A 20,626-nucleotide genomic window follows, 5' to 3' on the forward strand; every position below is an offset into this window, starting at 1 on the left:
GCGAAGGAGAAGCCAAAGCGGGGCTGTATTCAATGAAGGAGAAATGAAAGGAATATCAGGTTACAGATTCAGCTCAAACTGTTCCACCGTAACAGTTGCTTTGCCGTCTGCGGCAAAGGTGATGCCGTCGGCAGACTGGGGGGTGTAGATCCATGCGGTCATGGTCTGTTCACCGTCGTTGGCGAAAACTTCGATGCTGTTTTTGTCCAGCAGGATACGGAGTTTGAGTGCACCGTTCTGGCTGCGCACCTTGCAGCTGCGGCGGTGAACAATGTCGGCACGGGAACCGGCATAGCTGCGATCCAGCGTCAGCTCGGAGGTGTAGGGGTCGTAGGTCAGGCTGGTGTGATGGTCTGCATCAGCAGCCAGCTTCAGGGTAAAGGAGCGGTACTCGCCGGGCTGCACCGTAACGGTCAGATCCGCCACACGGCCCTTGATGCCTTCCAGAGAAGTTTCGCTTTGCACCGTTACATTTTCGTGGAAGGTGCGCTTGCCGTGGACGGCGTCCAGCTCCCGCACCGGGGCCTGAACAATGCGTCCATCCTTGATGTGCAGCTCGCGGGGGCAGATGGTCTGCCCGAACCACTTGCAGCCCTTGGGCTTATCCTCGGTGTCCGACCATGTCTGCAGCCATGCGGTCATGATGCGGCGGCCGTCCGGGGCAAGGGTGGTCTGGGTGGCGTAGAAGTCGATGCCGCCGTCCATCAGCTGCACGTTTTCCTTGGTGAAGGTGTGGGTGGCTTCGTCGTAGCTGCCGATGAAGGCGATCACGTTGTGACCGTTGTGGAACTCGCCCTTGGGCAGCATCTCCATGGGGCCGAGCATCAAGACCTGCTTGCCGTCCAGCGGGAAGAAGTCCGGGCACTCCCACATTTTGCCGTACTGATTGTTGCAGCGTTCCAGCACCGTGACAAAGTGCCAGTCGAAGCCGTCCTTGCTCTGGAACAGTGCTGCTGCGCCGCTGCCGTCCTCGGCCAGGCAGACGGTGACGGCGGAGTAGGTGCCGTCGGCCTCACGCCAGATCTTGGGGTCCCGGAAGTCGAACTTGCTGAAGCCTTCCGGCAGGTCTTTCTGGGTCAGCACCGGGTTGCAGGCAGGCTTTTCGTAGTTGAGACCGTCACCAATGGCGATGCTCTGGGTCTGGATGTCCCGCATCTCCCCATTGGGCTGCTTTTCTGCCACCACGCTGGTGTACATCAGCAGCTGCTTGCCGTCATCCATCTCGGTAGCAGAACCGGAGAAGCAGCCGGGGCCGTTGTCTGCCGGGGAATCCGGGGCAAGCGCACAGGGCAGATACTCCCAGTGCAGCAGGTCGGTGCTGACCGCGTGACCCCAGTGCATGGGCGCCCACCGCACATCGTAGGGGTTATACTGATAGAACTGGTGATACTTCCCTTTATAATAAGAGAAGCCGTTGGGGTCGTTGAGCCAGCCCACATAAGGAGTCATGTGGTAGGCAGGGCGTTCTTCCGGGGAGATCGCTGCGCCGTGCTCGGCCTCGTAGGCACGGGCTTTTTGTAAAGTCAAATCGTTCATGGAATCCTCCAAAGGAAAGAATTCTTATGCGTAGTAAGCATCCAGATATTTCTGCATAATGCCCAGATAGTCGGACAGGCCGTAGTCTTCCAGCTTGCTCAGATATTCGTTCCACTCTGCATCCTTCGTGCCGTTCATGATCCAGTTGGCCTTCTGCGTATTCATGTAGGTCTGCAGATCTGCCTGCAGGTTAGAGACCTGCTCGGTGTCCTCGCTGCTCATAAAGACATTGGGATAGACATAATCGTTGTTCATATCCGGGGTGTAGATCTCCTTGATCCAGTCCAGACGATACTGTGCATCGTCCGGGCAGGTAACGTATACACCATAGTAATCATCCAGAACTGCCAGAGGTCCACTGACACACTGCGCTTCACGGACTTCCACGGGAGAAGCATCGCCCAGAGGAGCGTGCTTCAGCATGGGCTCGCCCTTATCGTTGGTGGACAGTTCAAAGATGTTAAAGCCTTCCGCATCGCCGTAAGTACCCCAGTTGTTCTGCGGAGACTGGAGGGGTGCGTACATCTGATCCAGCCATGCGCAAACCAGTGCAGGATTAGTCGCCTTTGCGGTGACAACGCATCTGCCGCGGGCAAAGCCGCTGGTGAAAGAACCGTTCTGCGGAGTGATATTTCGGGTATCGGCGGTCAGAGCAGGCAGCGGCTCCCAGTCGGTCAGGTTGTCAATGTTGGCAACATCCCAGCTGAAGCAGACACCATAGCGGCCAGCCTTGCCCTTGGAAACATAGGTGGACCACTCCTGCGTGAAGCACTCCGGGTCGATGAGCTTCTCAGCATACAGCTTGTGCAGCCAGTCCAGACCATCACGGTAGCCCTGCTGGGTGGCGGCACAGATAACTTTCCGGTCGTTGGTAACGGCGATATGGCGGTCTTTGTCTGCATCGCCGTAGCCTTCGCCAAAGCCATTGATGAGGATGCTGGGGTCCTGATCGCCGTTGTTGACGATGCAGGACATGGGGATGATGTCGCCGTCAATGCCATACTCCGCCTTGATAGAAGCGGCGTTATCACGGAATGCAATCAGCACCTGCTCAAACTCGTCCACTGTGGTGGGCATCGACAGACCGAGGAAGTTCAGCCACTTGGTATTGATGAAGCTCATGTTGCCAATGGTCTGGATGGCGGTCTTTTCCGAGCCGAGCTGCTCGATCCAGGGCAGTGCCCAGATGTGGCCATCGCTGTCGGTGCACATGGTGCGGTACTCCGGGTACTGCTCAAAGACCTTCTGGAGATAAGGCATATTGTTGTCAATGTAGTCTTCCAGATTGAGGATGACACCCTGATCTGCGTAGCGCAGCAGATTGCTGTCGGTAAAATCAGCAGTAAAAACAAAATCCGTCAGGGTGTTGGGGTTGGACATATTCAGGGTGATCTTATCGCTCCACTGGTCGGACTGGATGGCGGTCCAGTCGATGTGCACATTGGTCTGCTCTTCCAGACGCTTGAAGATGGTGCGGTTGTTCGGTTCGGGTTCGCTGCCTACAGGGAAGCTGGTCATACCGGTAAAGGTGACCTTTTCGGGCAGCGGAAATGTAACGGCACCGGTCACGTCCACAGCTGCGGCAGCAGAATCACCGCTGCCGGTGGATTTGCCGCCACAGGCAGACAGAGCAGCGGCAGAGCCCGCCAGAGCGCAGACCTTGAGGAAGTTGCGGCGAGAGATCAGCTTTTTCATGGTATTTTCTCCTTTTTCATGTTTCTTTTTTCGTGTAACAGATGAGCGTACCGGCTTATAAAATTCTGGAATATCCTCAGCCTTTAATGGAACCAGCCATGATGCCGGCATCAAAATACTTCTGGAAGAAGGGATACATCACCAGCAGCGGCAGGCTGGAAATAATAATGGTTGCATATTTGAGCAGTTCTGCCATCTTCGCACGTTCGGCAGTACTCTGGATATCTGCGATCATGCCGGATTCCGGCTGGCTCTGGATCAGGATGGAACGCAGCACCAGCTGCAGCGGCTGCTTCGATGCGCTGTTCAGGTAGATCATGGCGTCAAAGTAGCTGTTCCACATTGCCACGAACTGCCACAGAGCCAGAACTGCCACCACCGGCATACAGACGGGCAGCAGGATCTTGAAGAAGTAAAGCATCTCGCTGGCTCCATCCACATCCGCAGCTTCGCGCAGCTCACGCGGGACGCCTTGATAATAGGTACGGGCAATGATCATGTTCCACACGCTGAATGCTCCCGGCAAAATGACCGCCCACATGGAATCCAGCAGACCCAGATTGTTGATGAGCAGGTAGGTGGGGATCAGACCGCCGCTGAAAAACATCGTGATCACAAACAAGGTGTTGAAGATCTTTTTGCCTTTGAAGTCCGGCAGCGACATGGGATAAGCGGCAAGCATCGTCACAGCTACCGAGATGATGGTGAAGATGATCGAGTAAAGTACTGCGTTCCTGAAGCCGACCCAGATCTGCTTGTCCGAAACGACACGCTGGTAAGCATCCAGACTCCACTTGCTGAAATCAAAGGAGATGCCCTTGTTTTGCAGCGTGACCGGGTCCATAAAGGACGCGATGACGATGTAGATCATCGGAACGATGATCGCCAGCAGGAACAAGCCCAGAAGTGCGTAGCCGCAGTACAGGATGATCTTATCTTGTCTGGTGTAGAGGGCCATTTTTGATTTTTTCTGTTTTGCCATGGTAAACCCCTCCTTACAAGCCCTTGCCATCGTTCATTTTGGCAACGATCTTGTTCACTGCGATCAGCAGGATGACGTTGACAATGGTGTTGAACAGACCGACTGCCGTGGAAAAGCTGTAATCGCCGTCCAACAGGCCCTTTTTATAAACGTACGTTGCAATGATCTCGGCAGTGTTCAGGTTCAGGTCCGTTTGCAGGGCATAGGCTTTTTCAAAACCGATGCTCATGATGTTGCCTGCCTGCAGGATAAACTGAATAACGACCATATCCTTAATGGCGGGCCACTCCACCGTCATAATCTGCTGGATCAGGTTTGCGCCGTCGATCATCGCAGCTTCCTTCAGATCTTTGCTGGCGTTAGAAAGGGATGCGGTGTACATGATGGATGCCCAGCCGGCACCCTGCCAGATGCCGCTGATGATGTAGATGGGGCGGAACGCTTCCGGCAGCGTCATGAAGTTGATGCTGGTGTGAAGCAGGCCGTTCACCGGACCGGTGACACTCAGCAGCACTCGGACGATGCCGCACAGCACGATGACCGAGATGAAGTTGGGCATATACAGCACCAGCTGCACCTTCTGCTTGATCTTCTTGCTCTCGATACGGTTGAGCAGGAATGCCAGCAGGATGGGGATCGGGAAGCCCCACAGCAGACCGTAGACGCTCAGCTTCAGGGTGTTGATCAGATAGCGCTGGAAGTCCGGCGAGGACATGAAGCGGGTAAAGTTTTTGAAGCCTACCCACTCGCTGCCCCAGATGCCCTTGAAGGGATTGTACTTCTGGAACGCGATCAGCACACCGCCCATGGGAGCGTACTTGAACACCAGCGTCAGCGCCACGGCAGGCAGCAGGAACAACAGGTAAAGCTGCCAATGCCGTTTGATGTAGACCCATGTGTTGTGCAGCTTGCGTTCTGCTGTCAGCACAGCCGTTTCCGGCGAGGCCGTCTTTGCTTTCATGAATCATTCTCCTCCTTTTTGATTTGCTTGCCGTTTGATTTGTGTTTTACATTTGCACCTTTGAATTTTACGTTTTTCACTTCGTTTGTGCAAATGTAAAACTCTGTAATTCATTTATACCACTCACGCAAGCGAATGTCAACGATAATTCATGGTATACATCAAAAATTATTGTGGATTTGTACAGATGCACAAATCCAAAAGTGCGCAAATATGCAAAATGATGATTTGCATTTTTGCATTTGACTAATTTGTGCATTTGCACTATACTGGAGTCGCAAAGAATAAGATCCGTCACCAGACTTTATTTATAAAAGGAAGAGGATGACTTATGGCAACCAAAGTCACCATTCAGGATATTGCAAACGAACTGCAGCTTTCCCGCAACACAGTTTCAAAGGCCATCAACAACACCGGTGTGCTGGCAGATGCCACACGGGAGAAGATCCTGCGCAAAGCCGCCGAAATGGGCTATAAGCAGTTTGCCTATCTGCCGCTGTTTCAGGAAGACACTGCAAAAGCAGCAGAGCATTCCATTCTGCCGAGTGACAAACGGGAGATCGCCATGCTGACGACCCAGTTTCTGAGCAGCTCTCACTTTTCCTCCATGATGCTGGATCGTTTCCAGTCGGAAATCGAGCATCTGCATAGCTGCACGACCATTCATCGCATTTCTCCCATAGAGCTGAAAGAGAAAAAGCTTCCATCTTCTCTCAATATCGAGCGCACAGCCGGCATCATCTGCATTGAAGTATTCGACTATGACTATGCACAGATGCTGTGCGATCTGGATGTTCCGCTGCTGTTTGTAGACACCCCTGTGATGGATATGCGTCCTCCCCTTAAAGCCGACCGCCTTTATATGGAAAACCGCATTGAGGTCCAGAATGCGGTGGCCCACATGGTCCAGCGCGGCAAAAAACGCATCAGCTTTGCGGGGGATAAAAACCACTGTCAGTCCTTCTTTGAGCGTTATATGGCTTATAAGGATGCAGTGGAGTACTTTGGTCTGACAGAAGGCCTGAGCACCTGTGCGATGCCATCTGGACAGCAGAACTATCCGGTATCCCTGTACGAAACCATACGTCGGTTCAAAACGATGCCGGATGCCTTTGTCTGCGCCAATGACTTTGTTGCCATGGATCTGGTCAAGGCATTGAATGAGCTGGGGTATTCGGTTCCCGATGATATCTGGGTCTGCGGCTTCGATGACAGTCAGGAGGCTTCCTACTTTGCCCCCCATCTGACTTCGATCCATATCCATGGACAGATCATGGGCTACACCGCTGCCAATCTGCTTATGACCCGCATCGAAGAGCCATCGCTGAACTATCGCACCGTCTATACGGAAACCAACCTGATCCTGCGCGAATCCACAGGAGATTGAGCGAAAGGAGAACCCCCATGCGTGACCTGTGCAATACGGACAAGCCGCTGTTTGCTGTGCTGACGAAATTGACTTACAGTGCTTACCTGAACATCTTATGGCTCGTGTGCAGCCTGCCCATCGTTACCATAGGAGCTTCTACGACCGCATTGTTCTACGTCACGCTCAAAATGGCGGAAGATCGGGACGATGGTCTGACCCGGATGTTTTTTAAGGCGTTCCGGGAAAATTTTAAGCCTGCCACAAAACTCTGGCTTATCCTGCTGACAGTCGGCAGTTTCCTGGCTGCGGATGGCTTTGTGCTGCGCCGAATGTGGAGCGAAAACATTTTCTGGACGCTGCTCACTGCAGTGCTTATTGGTGCGGCAGTTCTGTACGGCATCGTTCTGCTGTATGCCTTTCCTCTGCTGGCACGGTTTGAAAACACCACCTTCGGCATCCTGAAAACAGCGTTTCTCGTGGGTGTCCGGTATCTGTTTTGCACCCTGCTGATGGCGGCGATCTATGGCATCATGGGGTACGTCATTGTGTTTGTGTTCACGCCTGCATTCCTGCTGGGCATGGGCTTGTGCGCCATGCTCTGCTCCTTTCTGATGCTTCGGATCCTCTATCAGATCGGTGGAGACCCTGATGCAGTACATGAGGAATCCGACCATGACAAAAACTGACCGGGATACGCTCCGCTCCCTCCATGGGCGCAAAAAGTGGGAGCACATCTGGGCATATTACAAGCTGCCCATTGCGATCGTGCTCATCGTCGTCTATATCCTCGGGTATACAGCCTACCGTCATGTGACGAAAAAAGAGGATGTGCTTTACCTTGGTCTGGTAAATATCACTGCCGGGTCTGATCTGACGGAACAGCTTACCACCGGCTTTGCCGAGGCGCAGGGTCTGACCAAAAAGCAACAGGTCGATCTGCTGTCCGGCTTGCTGCTCAGCGAAAGCGAACGCGCAGAGGAGCAGTATGTATATGCTTCGGAGATAAAGCTGCTGGGTGCAGTCAGTGCCCAGCGGTTAGATGTTGTTCTGATGGACGAATATGCACGGGATCGACTGTTGGCAGAGGATTATTTTCTCGATCTGCGGACACTGGATGCGTCTTTCCATGCACTGTCGGGTCTGAACGCCGGTGGGACCGTGCTGGATATTTCGGACACGCCGTTTGTCAGGCAGGCAGGTTTTTCTGGCAGGGTCTATCTTGGGGTAGTGCAGAATGCACCGCACCTGGAGCGTGCAGCCGCTTACATTCATTATCTGTTCCAGCGGTGACCGTTGGGTTTTAGCTTATAGGATAAAAATAAGGAGAAAACGCATGGACATTTTAACGATTGGTGAAGTTTTGATCGACCTGACCCAGACCGGCAAGGATGCGCGCGGCATTCCTCAGTTTGCCGCAAACCCCGGCGGTGCACCGGCCAATCTGGCTGTGGCTGCTTCCAGACTGGGCGCACAGACCGCCTTTATCGGCAAGGTGGGTGCGGATGCTTTTGGCCGCTACCTGAAAGAGGTTCTGGCAGAAAACAAAGTGGACGTTTCCGGCATGGCGGTGGATGCAGACCACCCCACCACCATGGCGGTGGTCTCGGTGGATGCCACCGGCGAGCGGGATTTCAGCTTCTACCGCAGTGCCAACGCTGACGTGATGCTGTGCAAGGAGGACATTTCGGATGAGGCTCTGAAAGCTGCCAAAATCGTCCACTTCGGCTCTGTCAGCCTGACCGCTGACCCCTCCCGCACTGCCACGCTGGACGCTGCTGCCCGCGCCAAAAAGCTGGGTGCTGTCATTACTTATGACCCGAATTACCGTGCAAACCTCTGGAAAAACAAAGAGGATGCCATTGCCCAGATGAAAGCTCCCCTGCCACTGGTGGATATCCTGAAGGTGTCCGATGAAGAACTTCCCCTGCTCACCGGCACCACTGACTGCGAAAGCGGCACGGCACAACTGGCACAGAACGGCATCCGGCTGATTTTTGTCACCTTGGGTGCAAACGGCGTATTCTACCGCTTTGGGGAGAAGACCGGCCATGTGGCAGGCGTTCCCTGCAAGGTAGGCGACACCAACGGCGCAGGCGATACCTTCTTTGGGGCGGCTCTGTCCAAGCTCTGCAAGGAGGAGCTGAACACCCTGACGGTGGACAAGCTGGAAGGCATTCTGGCCTTTGCCAACAAAGCGGCCAGCATCACCACCAGCCGACATGGTGCTATCCCCGCCATGCCCACCCTTGCAGAAGTGGAGGGCTGAACCATGGCAGCAAAACAGGAATTTGCGTCCCGGTTTGCCAAGCACAAGGACGAGCTGGAATGGCTGTTCATGGAACTGTACCACAACCGGGAAGGGCTGGAAGTTCTGGAGCGGGAGATGGCAGAAGCCTACAACGCCCGCAGCGCCGAGCTGAAAGCACTGGACAAGGCACGCTCTGCCGACCCGGAGTGGTACAAGCGGGGCAATATGTTCGGCATGACCATGTACACCGACCTCTTTGCCGGAAACCTGAAAGAACTGGCAAAGAAGCTGCCCTACCTCAAGGAGCAGAAGCTGACCTATCTGCACCTGATGCCCCTGCTGCAGATGCCCCACCCTCACAACGACGGCGGCTATGCGGTGGAGGATTTCGACACCGTAGACCCGGCCCTTGGCACCAACAAAGATCTGGAAAACTTGACCCGTGAACTGCGCAAGGCCGGCATCAGCCTGTGTCTGGATTTTGTCATGAACCACACCGCCAGCACCCACCGCTGGGCGATGGCGGCAAAGGCAGGCGACCCGTGGTTTCAGGCCTATTACCACCTCTACGAGGACCGCACCATCCCCGACCAGTACGAGCAGACGGTGCCTCAGGTGTTCCCCAACACCGCGCCCGGCAACTTTACATGGTGTGAGGAAATGCACAAGTGGGTGCTGACCACCTTCCACGACTACCAGTGGGACCTGAACTACGCAAACCCGGCGGTGTTCGTGGACATGACCAAGAGCATTCTGCATCTGGCAAATCTCGGCGTAGAGGTGTTCCGCATTGATGCCGTACCCTATATCTGGAAGCAGCTGGGCACCACCTGCCGCAATCTGCCGCAGGTGCACACCATCGTGCGGATGCTGCGCATGGTATTGGAATGCGTCTGCCCGGCGGTCATCCTCAAGGGCGAGGTGGTCATGGCTCCCAAGGAGCTGGCCGCCTATTTCGGCACCCCGGAAAAGCCGGAATGCCACATGCTCTACAACGTGTCCACCATGGTCAACCTGTGGGGTGCCCTTGCCAGCCGGGATACCCGGCTGCTGAAGGCGCAGCTGGATGCCCTCCACGCCCTGCCGGACAACTGCTGGTTCGTGAACTATCTGCGCTGCCACGATGATATCGGCTGGGGTCTGGACGAGGCGGTGGAGAAACGGCTTGGCATTGACCCGCAGAAACATAAAGAATATCTGTACCATTTCTATGAGGGCAATTTCCCCGGCAGCTGGGCAAAGGGTGAGCTGTACAACTACGACCCCGCCACCGGCGATGCCCGAAGCTGCGGCACCACCGCCAGCCTGTGCGGTATCGAGCAGGCACTGGAAAAGGACGATAAAACCGCACTGGACTACGCCGTAAAGCGTGACCTGCTGCTGCACACTGCTATGGCGTTTTTGCAGGGCTTCCCCATGCTGAACTGCGGGGACGAGATCGCCCAGCGCAACGGCTGGGACTACAAAGACGATCCTGACCGTGTGGAGGACAGCCGCAATCTGCACCGCAGCAAATTCAACTGGGAGGACGCAAAGCAGCGCACCCGGAAGGGCACGCTGCAAAACCAGTTGTGGCAGGGCATGGAGCAGCTGCGCCAAATGCGTGCAGACCCCTGCTTTGCCCCGGATGCGTGGGTAACAACTTGGGACAGCCACAACCCCGGTGTGCTGGCGCTGGTACGCAAGCGCGGTGAGGAAACGCTGGTGGGGCTGTTCAACTTTACCGAGTACCCGGCAGGGGCCAGTCTGGACGCTCTGGGCGGCGAGTATCACACCCCGGAGGGCACTTCCGTCTGGCTGGCGGATGTGGAACTGGAGCCGTATCAGGCACTGCTGGTAAAAACAAATAAGTAAAGCGGAATACTCCGGTAACTTTCTCTTGGTCAGAAAGTTGCCGGAGTATTTTTGTTTCGCGCAAACTGCAAGGTCACTGGATCATTGAAATGTCGGAGATGATTGCCACCGCCAATGCCACGCGTGCCTGCGCAAAAAATCCCCCCGATACCGGGTATCCGGTATCGGGGAGATCTGTCATTCTGAGGCTTTACGGAGGAAGCGCTCAGAGGTTACTTTTTGGGGAACGCCTTGTTCCAGATCTCAATGGTCTTGAACTTGGGCATCCAGCCGTCCGATTCAAACTTGCCTTCCCGTGCATCCAGCAGACCCTGCTCCACGCACCACTGTGCGGCCTTTGCCATGTCAGCGTCGGCCACATCCGCAAACGCGGGCTGTGCGGCGGGTTCGGGCTTGCCCTTCTCAGTCCAGATGAGCAGTGCCAGCTGGCCGCGGTTTGCCGGGATGGCCGCGCCCGCAGGCAGCAGGTCGTTCAGGATCACGCGGGTGGCGATCTCGTAGCCGCCCCAGATGGCTGCACCGCCAACGGCCACGGCGGCAATTGCACCGCCCGTGGTATCCATGGGTGCAGGTTCTACGCCGAAGTCTTCATCAATAGGTTCGTCCGGGTCAGGCTTGGCCACCGGGCTGGCCGACCAGTGGGCGATCAGTTTGACCGGGTAAACGGGCATCTCAAACGTCGTGGTCGCGCTCTTGGCATTGTCCAGCTTGAGCTGCAGATTTTCCGGAATGCCATCGGGGAAGTTCTGGTAGAAGCTATCGGGGTACTTGATCTCCCATTCCACGAACTCCATGCCGGGGTATTTCTCGGCATCATACGGGGTAGCTGTGATCTCCACCGTGGTGCCGATCTCTGCGGGGATATCGCCGCCCTCGCCCAGAGTGGACTTTGCCGTGCCGCCCTCAACAGTAACGGTACTCCTCAGCACGGAAGCGGGGATGCTGTAAACGGCGGTCAGCTTCACGCCGTCCTGCGGCATGGTAAAGACGATCTTTTCCGTGCCCTTTTCCGTTTCGGAACCCAGACTGCCCTCAATTATGCCAATATTCTTGCTGGAATCTTTTTCCACCTTCCAGTGATGGAACGACTCATTCTCCTTGGCAGGCTCATCGGCTTCGATCGTGACGGTCTGGCCCGGCTGTACGAGCACCGTGCCCGTCTGTCTTTCGCCCCCTCCGACGCGGATCGTACCGCCCGTCACGATGACCGGCATATCTACTACAGGTGCCGGGAAGCTATAAGAAGCTTTCAGCTCCACCGGGCTGGCCGGCATGGTGAAGGTCATGTTTTTTTCGGTATTTTTCTGCGCTTCGGTCAGTTCAAAGCCTTCCGGGCTGATCACTTTCCAGCCGCCGAACTTTGTAACACTCGGGTTTTCGTTCTTACCGCTCACCGTGACCGTTTCACCCTCAAAGGCGCTGGTCAGGCCGGTGGTGTCGTCGCCCACCTGCGCGGTGCCGTTTTTCACGGTAATGCTGTAAGTCTCCCTCGGCTCAATGCGCAGGTAGCTGCTTCCTGCCGCTTCTGCAAGCGGATGAATGCGCGGGTCGATCAGCTTTGCATCCGGCTCTTCGCTGGTATAGTAGACGTAGTTTTTGCCGCCTGCCTGTGTAAAGGCAACAGTGCCCACACGGCCGCCCTGTGCGTTGTTTTTCAGGGTCACAGTACCGGAAGCGGTGATCTTGGTATCTCCGGAGACTGCTCCTGCGGCATCTCTGATGGAAATGGTGACATTCTCGGCGTTGTTGATGGTCAGTTTTTCCGCCGCTCTGCCAACGGTGCTGTAAATGGTGACATTCTCGGCGTTGTTGATGGTCAGTTTTTCCGCCGCTCTGCCAACGGTGCTGTAAATGGCCACGTTACCATTGCTGGTGATATTTGCGCTGCCATTCACAACGTTGCTGCCTGCAGAAAGCGTCACTTCGCTGGAATCATAAATGTTCAGGCTTCCGTTCACAGCCATACTTTTGTCGCTGCGGATATTCACCTTACCGGTGCAGTTGATGTCAGCCTCGCCCTGAATTGCATCATACCGGTCACTGGTAACGGTCACATCGTGTGCACCTACAGCACTCGAATCGCCTTGCTGTCCGATCGTCAAACTACTTCTTGCGCCGATGCCGCCGTTCAAAATGACATCCGTCTCCGGCGCTCTGACCTTCAGCACATAATTGATTCTCTCTTTTGCCGTCAGGGTCTTTTTCTCAATGTCATAGCAGAGGATGCCGTCTCCAAGGATGTCTTCATAGTTCTTTCTGGTAACAGGCTTATCATTGATTTTGATGTTGAAATCCTGTACAATTTCGGCAACCTTAACGTCGTTCTCGTCCAGTTTGATGATCGTGCCAAGCAGCTTGCTGGGGTCAATTTCAGCTTCCTGTTGACCATTGCCGATATAAATGTCATCGTCATCTACAGTTTTCAGCGTAACATTGCCGCCGGTGATCTGGATATTTTCGCCTTTGCCATCCACTCGTCCGCCGCCGATGGCCGCAACAGGGCCGCTTCCGCCGCCGGACTCTGCATGTACCGTGCCGCCCTCAATGGTAATGTTTTTGCCGTCACCTTGAAAGCCGCCGCCAATGCCTGCTGCTTCGCCACCGGGTATCGCCGTTACATTACCATCGCGAATCGTAATATTTTGACCCGCCGCGCTTTGACCTCCGCCAATGCCTGCACCCCAGTTACCGCCGTGGGCCTCGATCGTACCACCTTCAATAACAATATTGCTGGCATTTTTATGCCATGCGCCGCCAATGCCTGCGCCGCCCTGACCGCCGTAGGCATTCAGCTTACCGGGGCCGCTGATGGTCAGGGTTCCATTGTCGTCGGCCTTTTCCACACCGGCGTGGTCCGTGCCGCTGCGCAGGGTATTCGTGTTCGTGCCTGCAATGATCAACTCCACATTGCCGCTGACCGAGACTGCCGCATTGGAAGTAGTCTCGATATTGACATTAGACAGTGTGACTTTTGCACCCATGGTGCCGCCTTTGATGGTAATGGTATTGTGCGTCTGGCTGCCGTCCGTTGTGATAGACAGATTGCCCCTTTGCTGGGCTTCATTATTGCCCTGCTGGACATACTGTTTGTCATCAGCCCCAATATAGACTGTGATGCTGCCGTATTTGAGATTCATCTGATACTCAGTTTCTACCTCCGTACCGTTCTCTTCGTCCAGCACGCTCACCGCGCTTTTGGCGGCGGTGCTCTGCTGGAGCAGGGCATCGGTGCTTGCGGCCAGAGCTGGGGCGGAAAGGCTGAACATCATGCACGCTGCCAGCGCAGCGGAAGCTGCCCGCCGGGCCAAAATATTTCGTTTCATAGGGGTTCCTCCTTTGCGAAAATTATTACGGGGGGGGGGTATGCATTACGGTACTTTGATTATCTCACACTTTACCGGATTTTGGAAGCAAACCTGCGTGAATCGCCCTAAAAGCAGCGTGAAAAGCATGATTTGTGCCGGTTCTGTTGCAGTTGTCCGGCCCGCAGGCACAGCAAAGCCCCCGGCAGGTTTGCGCCTGCCGGGGGCTGTTTGCTGTTTTACTGCTTGGGGAACGCCTTATTCCACACTTCGATCACCTTGAACTTCGGGGTCCAGCCTTCGGGCTCAAAGCGGTCGCCCTTGGCATCCATGGTGCCCTGCTCGGTGCACCACTGTGCGGCCTTTGCCATATCGGGGTCGGTCACATCCGCAAAGGCGGGCTGTGCGGCGGGTTCGGGCTTGCCCTTCTCAGTCCAGATGAGCAGTGCCAGCTGGCCGCGGTTTGCGGGGATGGCCGCGCCCTCGGGCAGCAGGTCGTTCAGGATGACGCGGGTGGCGATCTCGTAGCCGCCCCAGACGGCTGCACCGCCCACGGCCACGGCGGCAATTGCACCGCCCGTGGTATCCATGGGTGCAGGTTCTACGCCGAAGTCTTCATCAATAGGTTCGTCCGGTCCGGCCACCGCGCTGGCCGACCAGTGGGCGATCAGTTTGACCGGGTAAACGGGCATCTTAAACGTCGTGGCCGCGCTCTTGGCATTGTCCAGCTTGAGCTGCAGATTTTCCGGAATGCCATCGGGGAATTTCTCGTAGAAGCTATCGGGGTACTTGATCTCCCATTCCACGAACTCCATGCCGGGGTATTTCTCGGCATCATACGGGGTAGCTGTGATCTCCACCGTGGTGCCGATCTCTGCGGGGATATCGCTGCCCTCGCCCAGAGTGGACTTTGCCGTGCCGCCCGTAACAGTAACGGTACTCCTCAGCACGGAAGCGGGGATGCTGTAAACGGCGGTCAGCTTCACATCGCCTTTGGGCATATCAAAGCTGATTTCCTCGGTGCCTGCTTCCTCCTTGGAGCCAAGCTTGCCATCGGTCAGGGTAAAGGCGGTGCTTCCCTCTTCCACCTTCCAGTGGTGGAACTTCACGCCCTTGGCGGCATCCTCATCGGTGGGTGCTTTGGCCTTGACGGTGACCGTTTCGCCCTCAAAGGCGGTAGTAATCCGGCCGGTGGTGTCGTCGCCCACCTGCGCGGTGCCGTTCGCAACGGTAATGCTGTAGTAAGTCTCCCTCGGCTCAATGCGCAGGTAGCTGCTTTCTACCGTATCAGGGAGCGGATGGATGCGCGGGTCGATCAGCTTTGCATCCTCGGCTTCGCTGGTATAGTAGACGTATTTTTTGCCGTCTGCCTGTGTAAAGTCAACAGTGCCCACATGGCCGCCCGGTGCATTGTTTTTCAGGATCACAGTACCGGAAGCGGTGATGTCGGTATTTTCGGAGACTGCTCTTTCGTCATCACTGATGGTAATGGTGACATTCTCGGCCTTGTTGATCGTCAGGTTTTTCGCTGCTCTACCGTCGGTACTCTCAATGGTCACGTTACCACCGCTGGTAATGGTAAGAGCCTTATTCGAAATACTATTGCCGTTTGCATAAAGATCAACATCACCGAGATTGTTAATACTCAGATTTCCATTCACAACCACGTCTCCGCCGCTGCGGATATCCACCTTACCGGTGCAGTCGATTGTGCTGGTATCATCTCTGGCGAAAATCGCAGCAAACTTATTGCTGCTGATCGTTACATTATGTGCATCCACTACAATCAACTTTGCAGCCACAGCAATCTGATCTTTACCATCCAGATTTATATCCTTTCCGGGTGCGTTGATTTTTTGAAGCGACCTTGGTAGTTTGCCATTCGACTTCAACGTTTGGGTGGTCGGGTCATAACTCAGCACACCCTTATTTAAAATGTCTTTACAGTTTTTGCTGGTAACGCGGGTTGGTGTAGTGTTCTCGCTGCCCACCTCAATGCCATAATCCTGTACAACATTGTAATTCGGGGTCAGAGTCACGTTATTGCCCGGCATGGTAAAGGTGACTGTGGGGTTCGCCTTCTGCTCCTTTGTAAGCGTGATGCCCTCAGCAGTCCAGCCGGTAAACTCAGCGTTTTCTCTGCCTGCTGCGGTCACGGTGACCTTTTCGCCCTCGTGGACCGAGGTCACTGCCTTACCATCCACGGTGATGGTGGCATCGTCTGCCGTGGTAATCGTATAGGAAACTTTCGGCACAATGTGCAGGTAATTTACCGTATTGGCCGGAATCGTCCCAGTGCCCGCATCCGTCGGCGTTGCATCAGGCGCATCGCTGGTATAGTAGACAAAATCGCTCGCACTTACCGGAGCGGCAAACTCAATTCCGCTAATTGCAACTCCATGATTTATGCCTGCTCCCGTGTGCTCAAGGGTAACAGGGCAAGCACAGTAGATGAACACTTTTCCATAAACCGGTGCCCAACTACCAGTGCTGGAAACTTTCACGGAACGAGCGTTTTCGATCAACAGATTAAAATTCACAATCATATTTGTGGATTCCAGCACCACGTCCGTGTTCGGTGCATCGATGGTCAGATAATTGACTGCGTCGGCACTCGGATCCAGCAAGGTCAGTTTTTTCTCATTAGGATCATACTTCAGGAAGCCAAGAATGTTGTTGCAATTATCGCTGTCAACTTCCACCTCACCTTTGCCATAGATTTCAATGGTAATGCCATACTTCGTAGCAACAGACGCATTAGCATCCGTTCCGCTGTTCTCCGCGTCCAGCACGCTCACGGCGCTGCGGCGAGTCATGCTCAGCTGCATCAGCGCATCGGTGCTTTCGGCCAGCGCCGGAGCGGAAAGGGTGAACATCATGCATCCGGCCAGCGCCGCCGATACTGCACGCCGGATAAGTTTGCCTTGTTTCATGGTACAACCTCCTTTTTCCCCTCGCATTTTTACGGGGGGGGGTATATATTACAGTATCTTGATTATCCCACACTTTACCGCATTTTGGAAGCAAACCTGCGTGAATCGCCCTAAAAGCAGCGTGAAAAGCACAATTTGTGCCGGTTTTGTTGCAGATGTCCGGCCCGCAGGCACAGCAAAGCCCCCGGCAGGTTTGCGCCTGCCGGGGGCTTTACTGTGTTATGAAAGATCAATCCTTCTTCTCTGCTGTGCGGGCAAAGAAGTTGGCGAGGATCGCACCGGAAATGTTATGCCACACGGAGAACACAGCGCCGGGAATGGTAGCCAGCGGATACTGTGCAAAGTGTGCGGCGGCCAGACTGGTTGCAAGGCCGGAGTTCTGCATACCCACCTCGATGGAGATCGCGCGGCACTTGGTGGAGTCCAGCTTGAGCAGCTTGCCCACGCCAAAGCCGGTGAGGTAGCCCAGCACATTGTGCAGGATGACCACCACAAGGATCAGCAGACCGCTGGTCATGATCTTGGCGCTGTTGGCGGAGACCACGGCGCAGATGATCAGCACGATGGCGGTAGTGGAGACCAGAGGCAGCACGCGGACGGCTTCCTCGGTGAACTTATGGAAGAAGTGATTGACCACAAAGCCCAGTGCGATGGGCACCAGCACCACCTTGACGATGGACATGAACATGCTCATGGGGTTCACGTCAACACGCTGGCCAGCGTACAGCAGGGTGAGCAGCGGGGTGAGGAGAGGAGCCAGCACGGTGGAAACAGCGGTCATGCCAACGGACAGTGCAACGTCGCCCTTGGAAAGGTAGGTCATCACGTTGGAAGAGGTGCCGCCGGGGCAGGTGCCAACCAGGATCACGCCAATGGCCAGCTCGGTGGGCAGGTGGAACACCTGCGTGAGCGCCCATGCCAGAAACGGCATGAGGGTGAACTGTGCAACGCAGCCCACGATCACATCCTTCGGGCGGCTGAACACCACCTTGAAGTCCTCCGGCTTCAGGGTAAGGCCCATGCCGAACATCACGATGCCCAGCAGGTTATTGACCCACGCCGTCTTTACCACGCTGAACGGGCCGGGGAAGAACAGGGCACCCGCGGCCACCACAATAACGATGGCGGCCATGTACTTGCCCACAAAGTCGCTTACTTTTTCCAGTGTTTTCATAATTGTTTCTCCTTTTCCTTCTGACATGCTTTGGGACAAAAGCATCCGCAAAATAAAACGCCCTTGTCCCCTACGGTCTGTAAGAGACAAAGGCGTGTAAAATCCTCTGCGGTACCACTCTTATTGCCAGCACAACGCTGACCACTCAGTGCACGTCCAACAACGCGCGGCCCGTGATAACGGGGGCCTGCCGTTCCTGCTTACTGGGGCGCACACTGCCCATTCAGCCGGAAAGCTCGGAGAGGATCTTCCCACGGATGCCCTGCACTGCCTTGCACCAACCGGCAGCTCTCTGCAGCATTCCTTCCGGGTACTTTTTCTCGTCATAGCCGTAATATTCTTGGTGACATGGAGTATACTCCCCTGCAAAGGCAAAGTCAATAGAATGGGGCCTTCTGATTTTTCATGCAGTTCATTTCAGGAGTGAAAGTGGTTCACGCAGCAGACAAAGCAGAACGGCATCGACACCGACTGCTCCGGCAGGATGACGCGAAGCCATGGTCTAAAGAGTAGGCCGCAATTAAAGCGGAAGCAGGACGGAGCAGGCGGCCATGGTCTCGCCAAGGGTAACAAGTTGTGCCATAAACAATGCTCCTTTCCGGGTCTTTGGCAAAAAAGAGGGTCAGGCCGCTTCCACCCGGGAGGGATGAAAGCAGCCTGACCTCTGCACGAATGGTTTCTGTTTTGGGAAATCGTTGGGAAGTAATGGAGAATGCAAAGCAAGGGATAGGAGATTTAGGAGAAAATTTAGAAAAAGCTTTTCATGAGCATCTGCTGTCCGGCTGCAGATCAGGCCAGCATGTTGGGGATGGTCAGGCAGATAGCCGGGCAGTAAGCAACTGCGAACATGACCGCGATGAACAGAAGGATGAACGGCCACATTTCCTTGAGCAGATTGGTGAACTTGATCTTTGCAACAGCGGTTGCGATGTACAGGGTAACGCCAACGGGAGGAGTGATGCCGCCCAGAATGAAGGTGAGCACCATGACCATGCCGAAGTGGATGCCGTCGATGCCGGCAGCTGCGGCGATGGGGTAGAAGATGGGCACCATGATGATGGCGGCAGAGGTGGTATCCATGAACATGCCGATGATGCACATGGCAATGATCATCAGGAGCATCAGGACGTTGGGGTTGGTGGAGATGCCGGTCAGCAGAGCGGACACCTGCTCGGGGAACTTCTCGATGGCCAGGCAGTAACCAAATGCGGTGGTGCTTGCCACGATGAGCATGGTCATGCCGGAGGTGCGGGCTGCGCTGAGGACCGTCTTGATGGCACCCTCAAAGGTGAACTCCTTGTAGACGAAGATGCCGATGATCAGACCGTAAGCACCGGCGATTGCACCGGCCTCGGTTGCAGTGAACACACCGGACAGGATGCCGCCAATGATGATCAGAGGCATGACCAGCGCAGGCAGAGCATTGATGAAGGACTTGACCATGCGCTTGAAGTCGAACTTGACCTTCACATCGCCGTCGTACTTGGCAGGGTTCTTCTTTGCCTTGATGAAAGCGTAGATCATCTGACTGACACCCACCAGAATGCCGGGGATCACGCCTGCCATGAACAGCTTACCAACGGAGATACCGGTGATGGAGCTGTACAGCACCATCAGGATGGAAGGCGGAATGATGGAACCGATGGTTGCGGATGCCGCGGTGACGGCAGTGGCGTAGTCGCGGTCGAAACCGGCTTCGTCCATGGAGCCGATCAGCATGCCGCCGATGGAAGCAACGTCGGCAGAGGTGGAACCGGAAACGCCTGCAAACAGCATGGATGCCAGAATGTTGACGTGTGCCAGACCGCCGGGGATAAAGCCGACCAGCTCGTTTGCAAAGCCGACGATGCGCTTGGTAACGCCGCAGGCATTCATGATCTCGCCTGCAAAGATGAACAGCGGAATTGCCATCAGGGTGAAGGAGTCACCACCAGCGAAGATGCGCTGGGTGAGGATGACGAGATCCTTACCATTCAGGGCCAGATACAGCATGGAGGAGATGCCAACACCGAACGCAACAGGCACGCCGATGAGCAGCATCAGAAAGAAGATACCAATGATCATCCACATATTACATGCCACCTCCCATGTCGCCTGCATCTAATTTTTCGCTGCCGCCCTTGCCCAGCAGGAGAAGCAGCTCTTCAATGAACATACCGGCACTGCCAATGACCATGGCCAGATACACAACAGACATGGGCAGATGCATGGTGCTGGAACGGTTGGTCCAGTTCTCAATAACCATGCGGGTGCTCATGCAGAAGAATACGGCCAGATAGGCAAGAACCAGCACGCGGGAGAACTTTTTCACGATGGTGTGCAGCGGCTCCGGAAGAGCATCCACCACGATGTCCAGACCGATGTGGCCGTCGTCGCGCATGACGTAGATGGAGCCGAGATAGACCATGCCTGCAAAGGTGTAGCGGCCAAACTCGACTGCAAAGCTCAGCGGCGAGTTAAAGATATAACGCATGATAACGTTCAGGGTGGTAACACCGAACATTGCGATGAAGAGAACCAGAATGCACACATTCAGGATCTTATCCACCGTTTTACGCACATTTTTCATGCG

The 20,626-nt window shown here is 55.1% G+C and carries 14 protein-coding genes and 1 other annotated feature; of the genes, 5 read left to right on the forward strand and 9 right to left on the reverse strand.

Annotated elements, in window-relative coordinates; all coding sequences use genetic code 11:
• Window positions 1–60: 60 nt before the first annotated feature.
• From J3348_RS04930 to J3348_RS04945, 4 genes are all read right to left on the reverse strand, one after another.
• Entirely contained in the window at window positions 61–1,536 is a 1,476-nt protein-coding gene (locus J3348_RS04930) for a glycoside hydrolase family 32 protein (protein ID WP_207698461.1), read from the reverse strand.
• 24 nt (window positions 1,537–1,560) lie between these two features.
• Complete coding sequence (locus J3348_RS04935) at window positions 1,561–3,231, reverse strand: extracellular solute-binding protein (RefSeq protein WP_207698462.1); 1,671 nt, start codon at window positions 3,229–3,231, stop codon at window positions 1,561–1,563.
• Window positions 3,232–3,307: 76 nt separating this feature from the next.
• Window positions 3,308–4,213 (reverse strand): carbohydrate ABC transporter permease, encoded by a 906-nt coding sequence (locus tag J3348_RS04940; RefSeq protein ID WP_044954131.1) that lies wholly within the window; start codon window positions 4,211–4,213, stop codon window positions 3,308–3,310.
• A 13-nt stretch (window positions 4,214–4,226) separates the two neighbouring features.
• Window positions 4,227–5,174 (reverse strand): ABC transporter permease subunit, encoded by a 948-nt coding sequence (locus tag J3348_RS04945; RefSeq protein ID WP_097781457.1) that lies wholly within the window; start codon window positions 5,172–5,174, stop codon window positions 4,227–4,229.
• A 331-nt stretch (window positions 5,175–5,505) separates the two neighbouring features.
• Here J3348_RS04945 and J3348_RS04950 point away from each other — a divergent pair, with 331 nt between their 5' ends.
• From J3348_RS04950 to J3348_RS04970, 5 genes are read left to right on the forward strand one after another with little or no spacing between them, the layout of a single operon-like run.
• Window positions 5,506–6,561, forward strand: a complete 1,056-nt coding sequence (locus J3348_RS04950) for a LacI family DNA-binding transcriptional regulator (protein ID WP_097773832.1) — start codon at window positions 5,506–5,508, stop codon at window positions 6,559–6,561.
• Between the two features lie 17 nt (window positions 6,562–6,578).
• The gene (locus tag J3348_RS04955) at window positions 6,579–7,229 is read left to right on the forward strand and encodes a DUF624 domain-containing protein (protein WP_207698463.1); all 651 of its coding nucleotides are present in this window, start codon (window positions 6,579–6,581) and stop codon (window positions 7,227–7,229) included.
• A complete protein-coding gene (locus tag J3348_RS04960) occupies window positions 7,216–7,833 on the forward strand; it encodes a hypothetical protein (protein ID WP_207698464.1) in 618 nt (205 codons plus the stop codon). The genes J3348_RS04955 and J3348_RS04960 overlap by 14 nt, the downstream gene beginning before the upstream one ends.
• 43 nt (window positions 7,834–7,876) lie before the next feature.
• Entirely contained in the window at window positions 7,877–8,809 is a 933-nt protein-coding gene (locus J3348_RS04965) for a carbohydrate kinase (protein WP_207698465.1), read from the forward strand.
• A gap of 3 nt (window positions 8,810–8,812) precedes the next feature.
• Entirely contained in the window at window positions 8,813–10,645 is a 1,833-nt protein-coding gene (locus J3348_RS04970) for an amylosucrase (RefSeq protein WP_207698466.1), read from the forward strand.
• A gap of 212 nt (window positions 10,646–10,857) precedes the next feature.
• On the opposite strand, the gene J3348_RS04975 is transcribed toward J3348_RS04970, so the two are convergent.
• The 5 genes from J3348_RS04975 to J3348_RS04995 form a co-directional block, all read right to left on the reverse strand.
• Window positions 10,858–13,968, reverse strand: coding sequence for an S-layer family protein (locus tag J3348_RS04975; RefSeq protein WP_207698467.1), 3,111 nt, complete (start codon window positions 13,966–13,968; stop codon window positions 10,858–10,860).
• 218 nt (window positions 13,969–14,186) lie between these two features.
• A complete protein-coding gene (locus tag J3348_RS04980; RefSeq protein WP_207698468.1) occupies window positions 14,187–16,880 on the reverse strand; it encodes a hypothetical protein in 2,694 nt (897 codons plus the stop codon).
• 229 nt (window positions 16,881–17,109) lie between these two features.
• Window positions 17,110–18,054, reverse strand: coding sequence for a bile acid:sodium symporter family protein (locus tag J3348_RS04985; protein ID WP_097777253.1), 945 nt, complete (start codon window positions 18,052–18,054; stop codon window positions 17,110–17,112).
• A gap of 79 nt (window positions 18,055–18,133) precedes the next feature.
• Window positions 18,134–18,390, reverse strand: a binding site (T-box leader).
• A 453-nt stretch (window positions 18,391–18,843) separates the two neighbouring features.
• Window positions 18,844–20,124: a TRAP transporter large permease gene (locus J3348_RS04990; RefSeq protein WP_207698469.1), complete on the reverse strand. Its 1,281-nt coding sequence runs from the start codon at window positions 20,122–20,124 to the stop codon at window positions 18,844–18,846.
• Between the two features lies 1 nt (window position 20,125).
• Window positions 20,126–20,623, reverse strand: a complete 498-nt coding sequence (locus J3348_RS04995) for a TRAP transporter small permease (RefSeq protein ID WP_207698470.1) — start codon at window positions 20,621–20,623, stop codon at window positions 20,126–20,128.
• Between the last annotated feature and the right edge of the window lie 3 nt (window positions 20,624–20,626).

This window comes from Faecalibacterium sp. Marseille-Q4896, assembly GCF_017377615.1.
In the GTDB taxonomy this organism is placed as follows: domain Bacteria; phylum Bacillota; class Clostridia; order Oscillospirales; family Ruminococcaceae; genus Faecalibacterium; species Faecalibacterium taiwanense.

Bases quoted from the DNA above. Each gene is read 5' to 3' on its own strand.
- J3348_RS04930 (WP_207698461.1), bottom strand. From the start codon at position 1,536: ATGAACGATTTGACTTTACAAAAAGCCCGTGCCTACGAGGCCGAGCAC.
- J3348_RS04935 (WP_207698462.1), bottom strand. From the start codon at position 3,231: ATGAAAAAGCTGATCTCTCGCCGCAACTTCCTCAAGGTCTGCGCTCTG.
- J3348_RS04940 (WP_044954131.1), bottom strand. From the start codon at position 4,213: ATGGCAAAACAGAAAAAATCAAAAATGGCCCTCTACACCAGACAAGAT.
- J3348_RS04945 (WP_097781457.1), bottom strand. From the start codon at position 5,174: ATGAAAGCAAAGACGGCCTCGCCGGAAACGGCTGTGCTGACAGCAGAA.
- J3348_RS04950 (WP_097773832.1), top strand. From the start codon at position 5,506: ATGGCAACCAAAGTCACCATTCAGGATATTGCAAACGAACTGCAGCTT.
- J3348_RS04955 (WP_207698463.1), top strand. From the start codon at position 6,579: ATGCGTGACCTGTGCAATACGGACAAGCCGCTGTTTGCTGTGCTGACG.
- J3348_RS04960 (WP_207698464.1), top strand. From the start codon at position 7,216: ATGACAAAAACTGACCGGGATACGCTCCGCTCCCTCCATGGGCGCAAA.
- J3348_RS04965 (WP_207698465.1), top strand. From the start codon at position 7,877: ATGGACATTTTAACGATTGGTGAAGTTTTGATCGACCTGACCCAGACC.
- J3348_RS04970 (WP_207698466.1), top strand. From the start codon at position 8,813: ATGGCAGCAAAACAGGAATTTGCGTCCCGGTTTGCCAAGCACAAGGAC.
- J3348_RS04975 (WP_207698467.1), bottom strand. From the start codon at position 13,968: ATGAAACGAAATATTTTGGCCCGGCGGGCAGCTTCCGCTGCGCTGGCA.
- J3348_RS04980 (WP_207698468.1), bottom strand. From the start codon at position 16,880: ATGAAACAAGGCAAACTTATCCGGCGTGCAGTATCGGCGGCGCTGGCC.
- J3348_RS04985 (WP_097777253.1), bottom strand. From the start codon at position 18,054: ATGAAAACACTGGAAAAAGTAAGCGACTTTGTGGGCAAGTACATGGCC.
- J3348_RS04990 (WP_207698469.1), bottom strand. From the start codon at position 20,124: ATGTGGATGATCATTGGTATCTTCTTTCTGATGCTGCTCATCGGCGTG.
- J3348_RS04995 (WP_207698470.1), bottom strand. From the start codon at position 20,623: ATGAAAAATGTGCGTAAAACGGTGGATAAGATCCTGAATGTGTGCATT.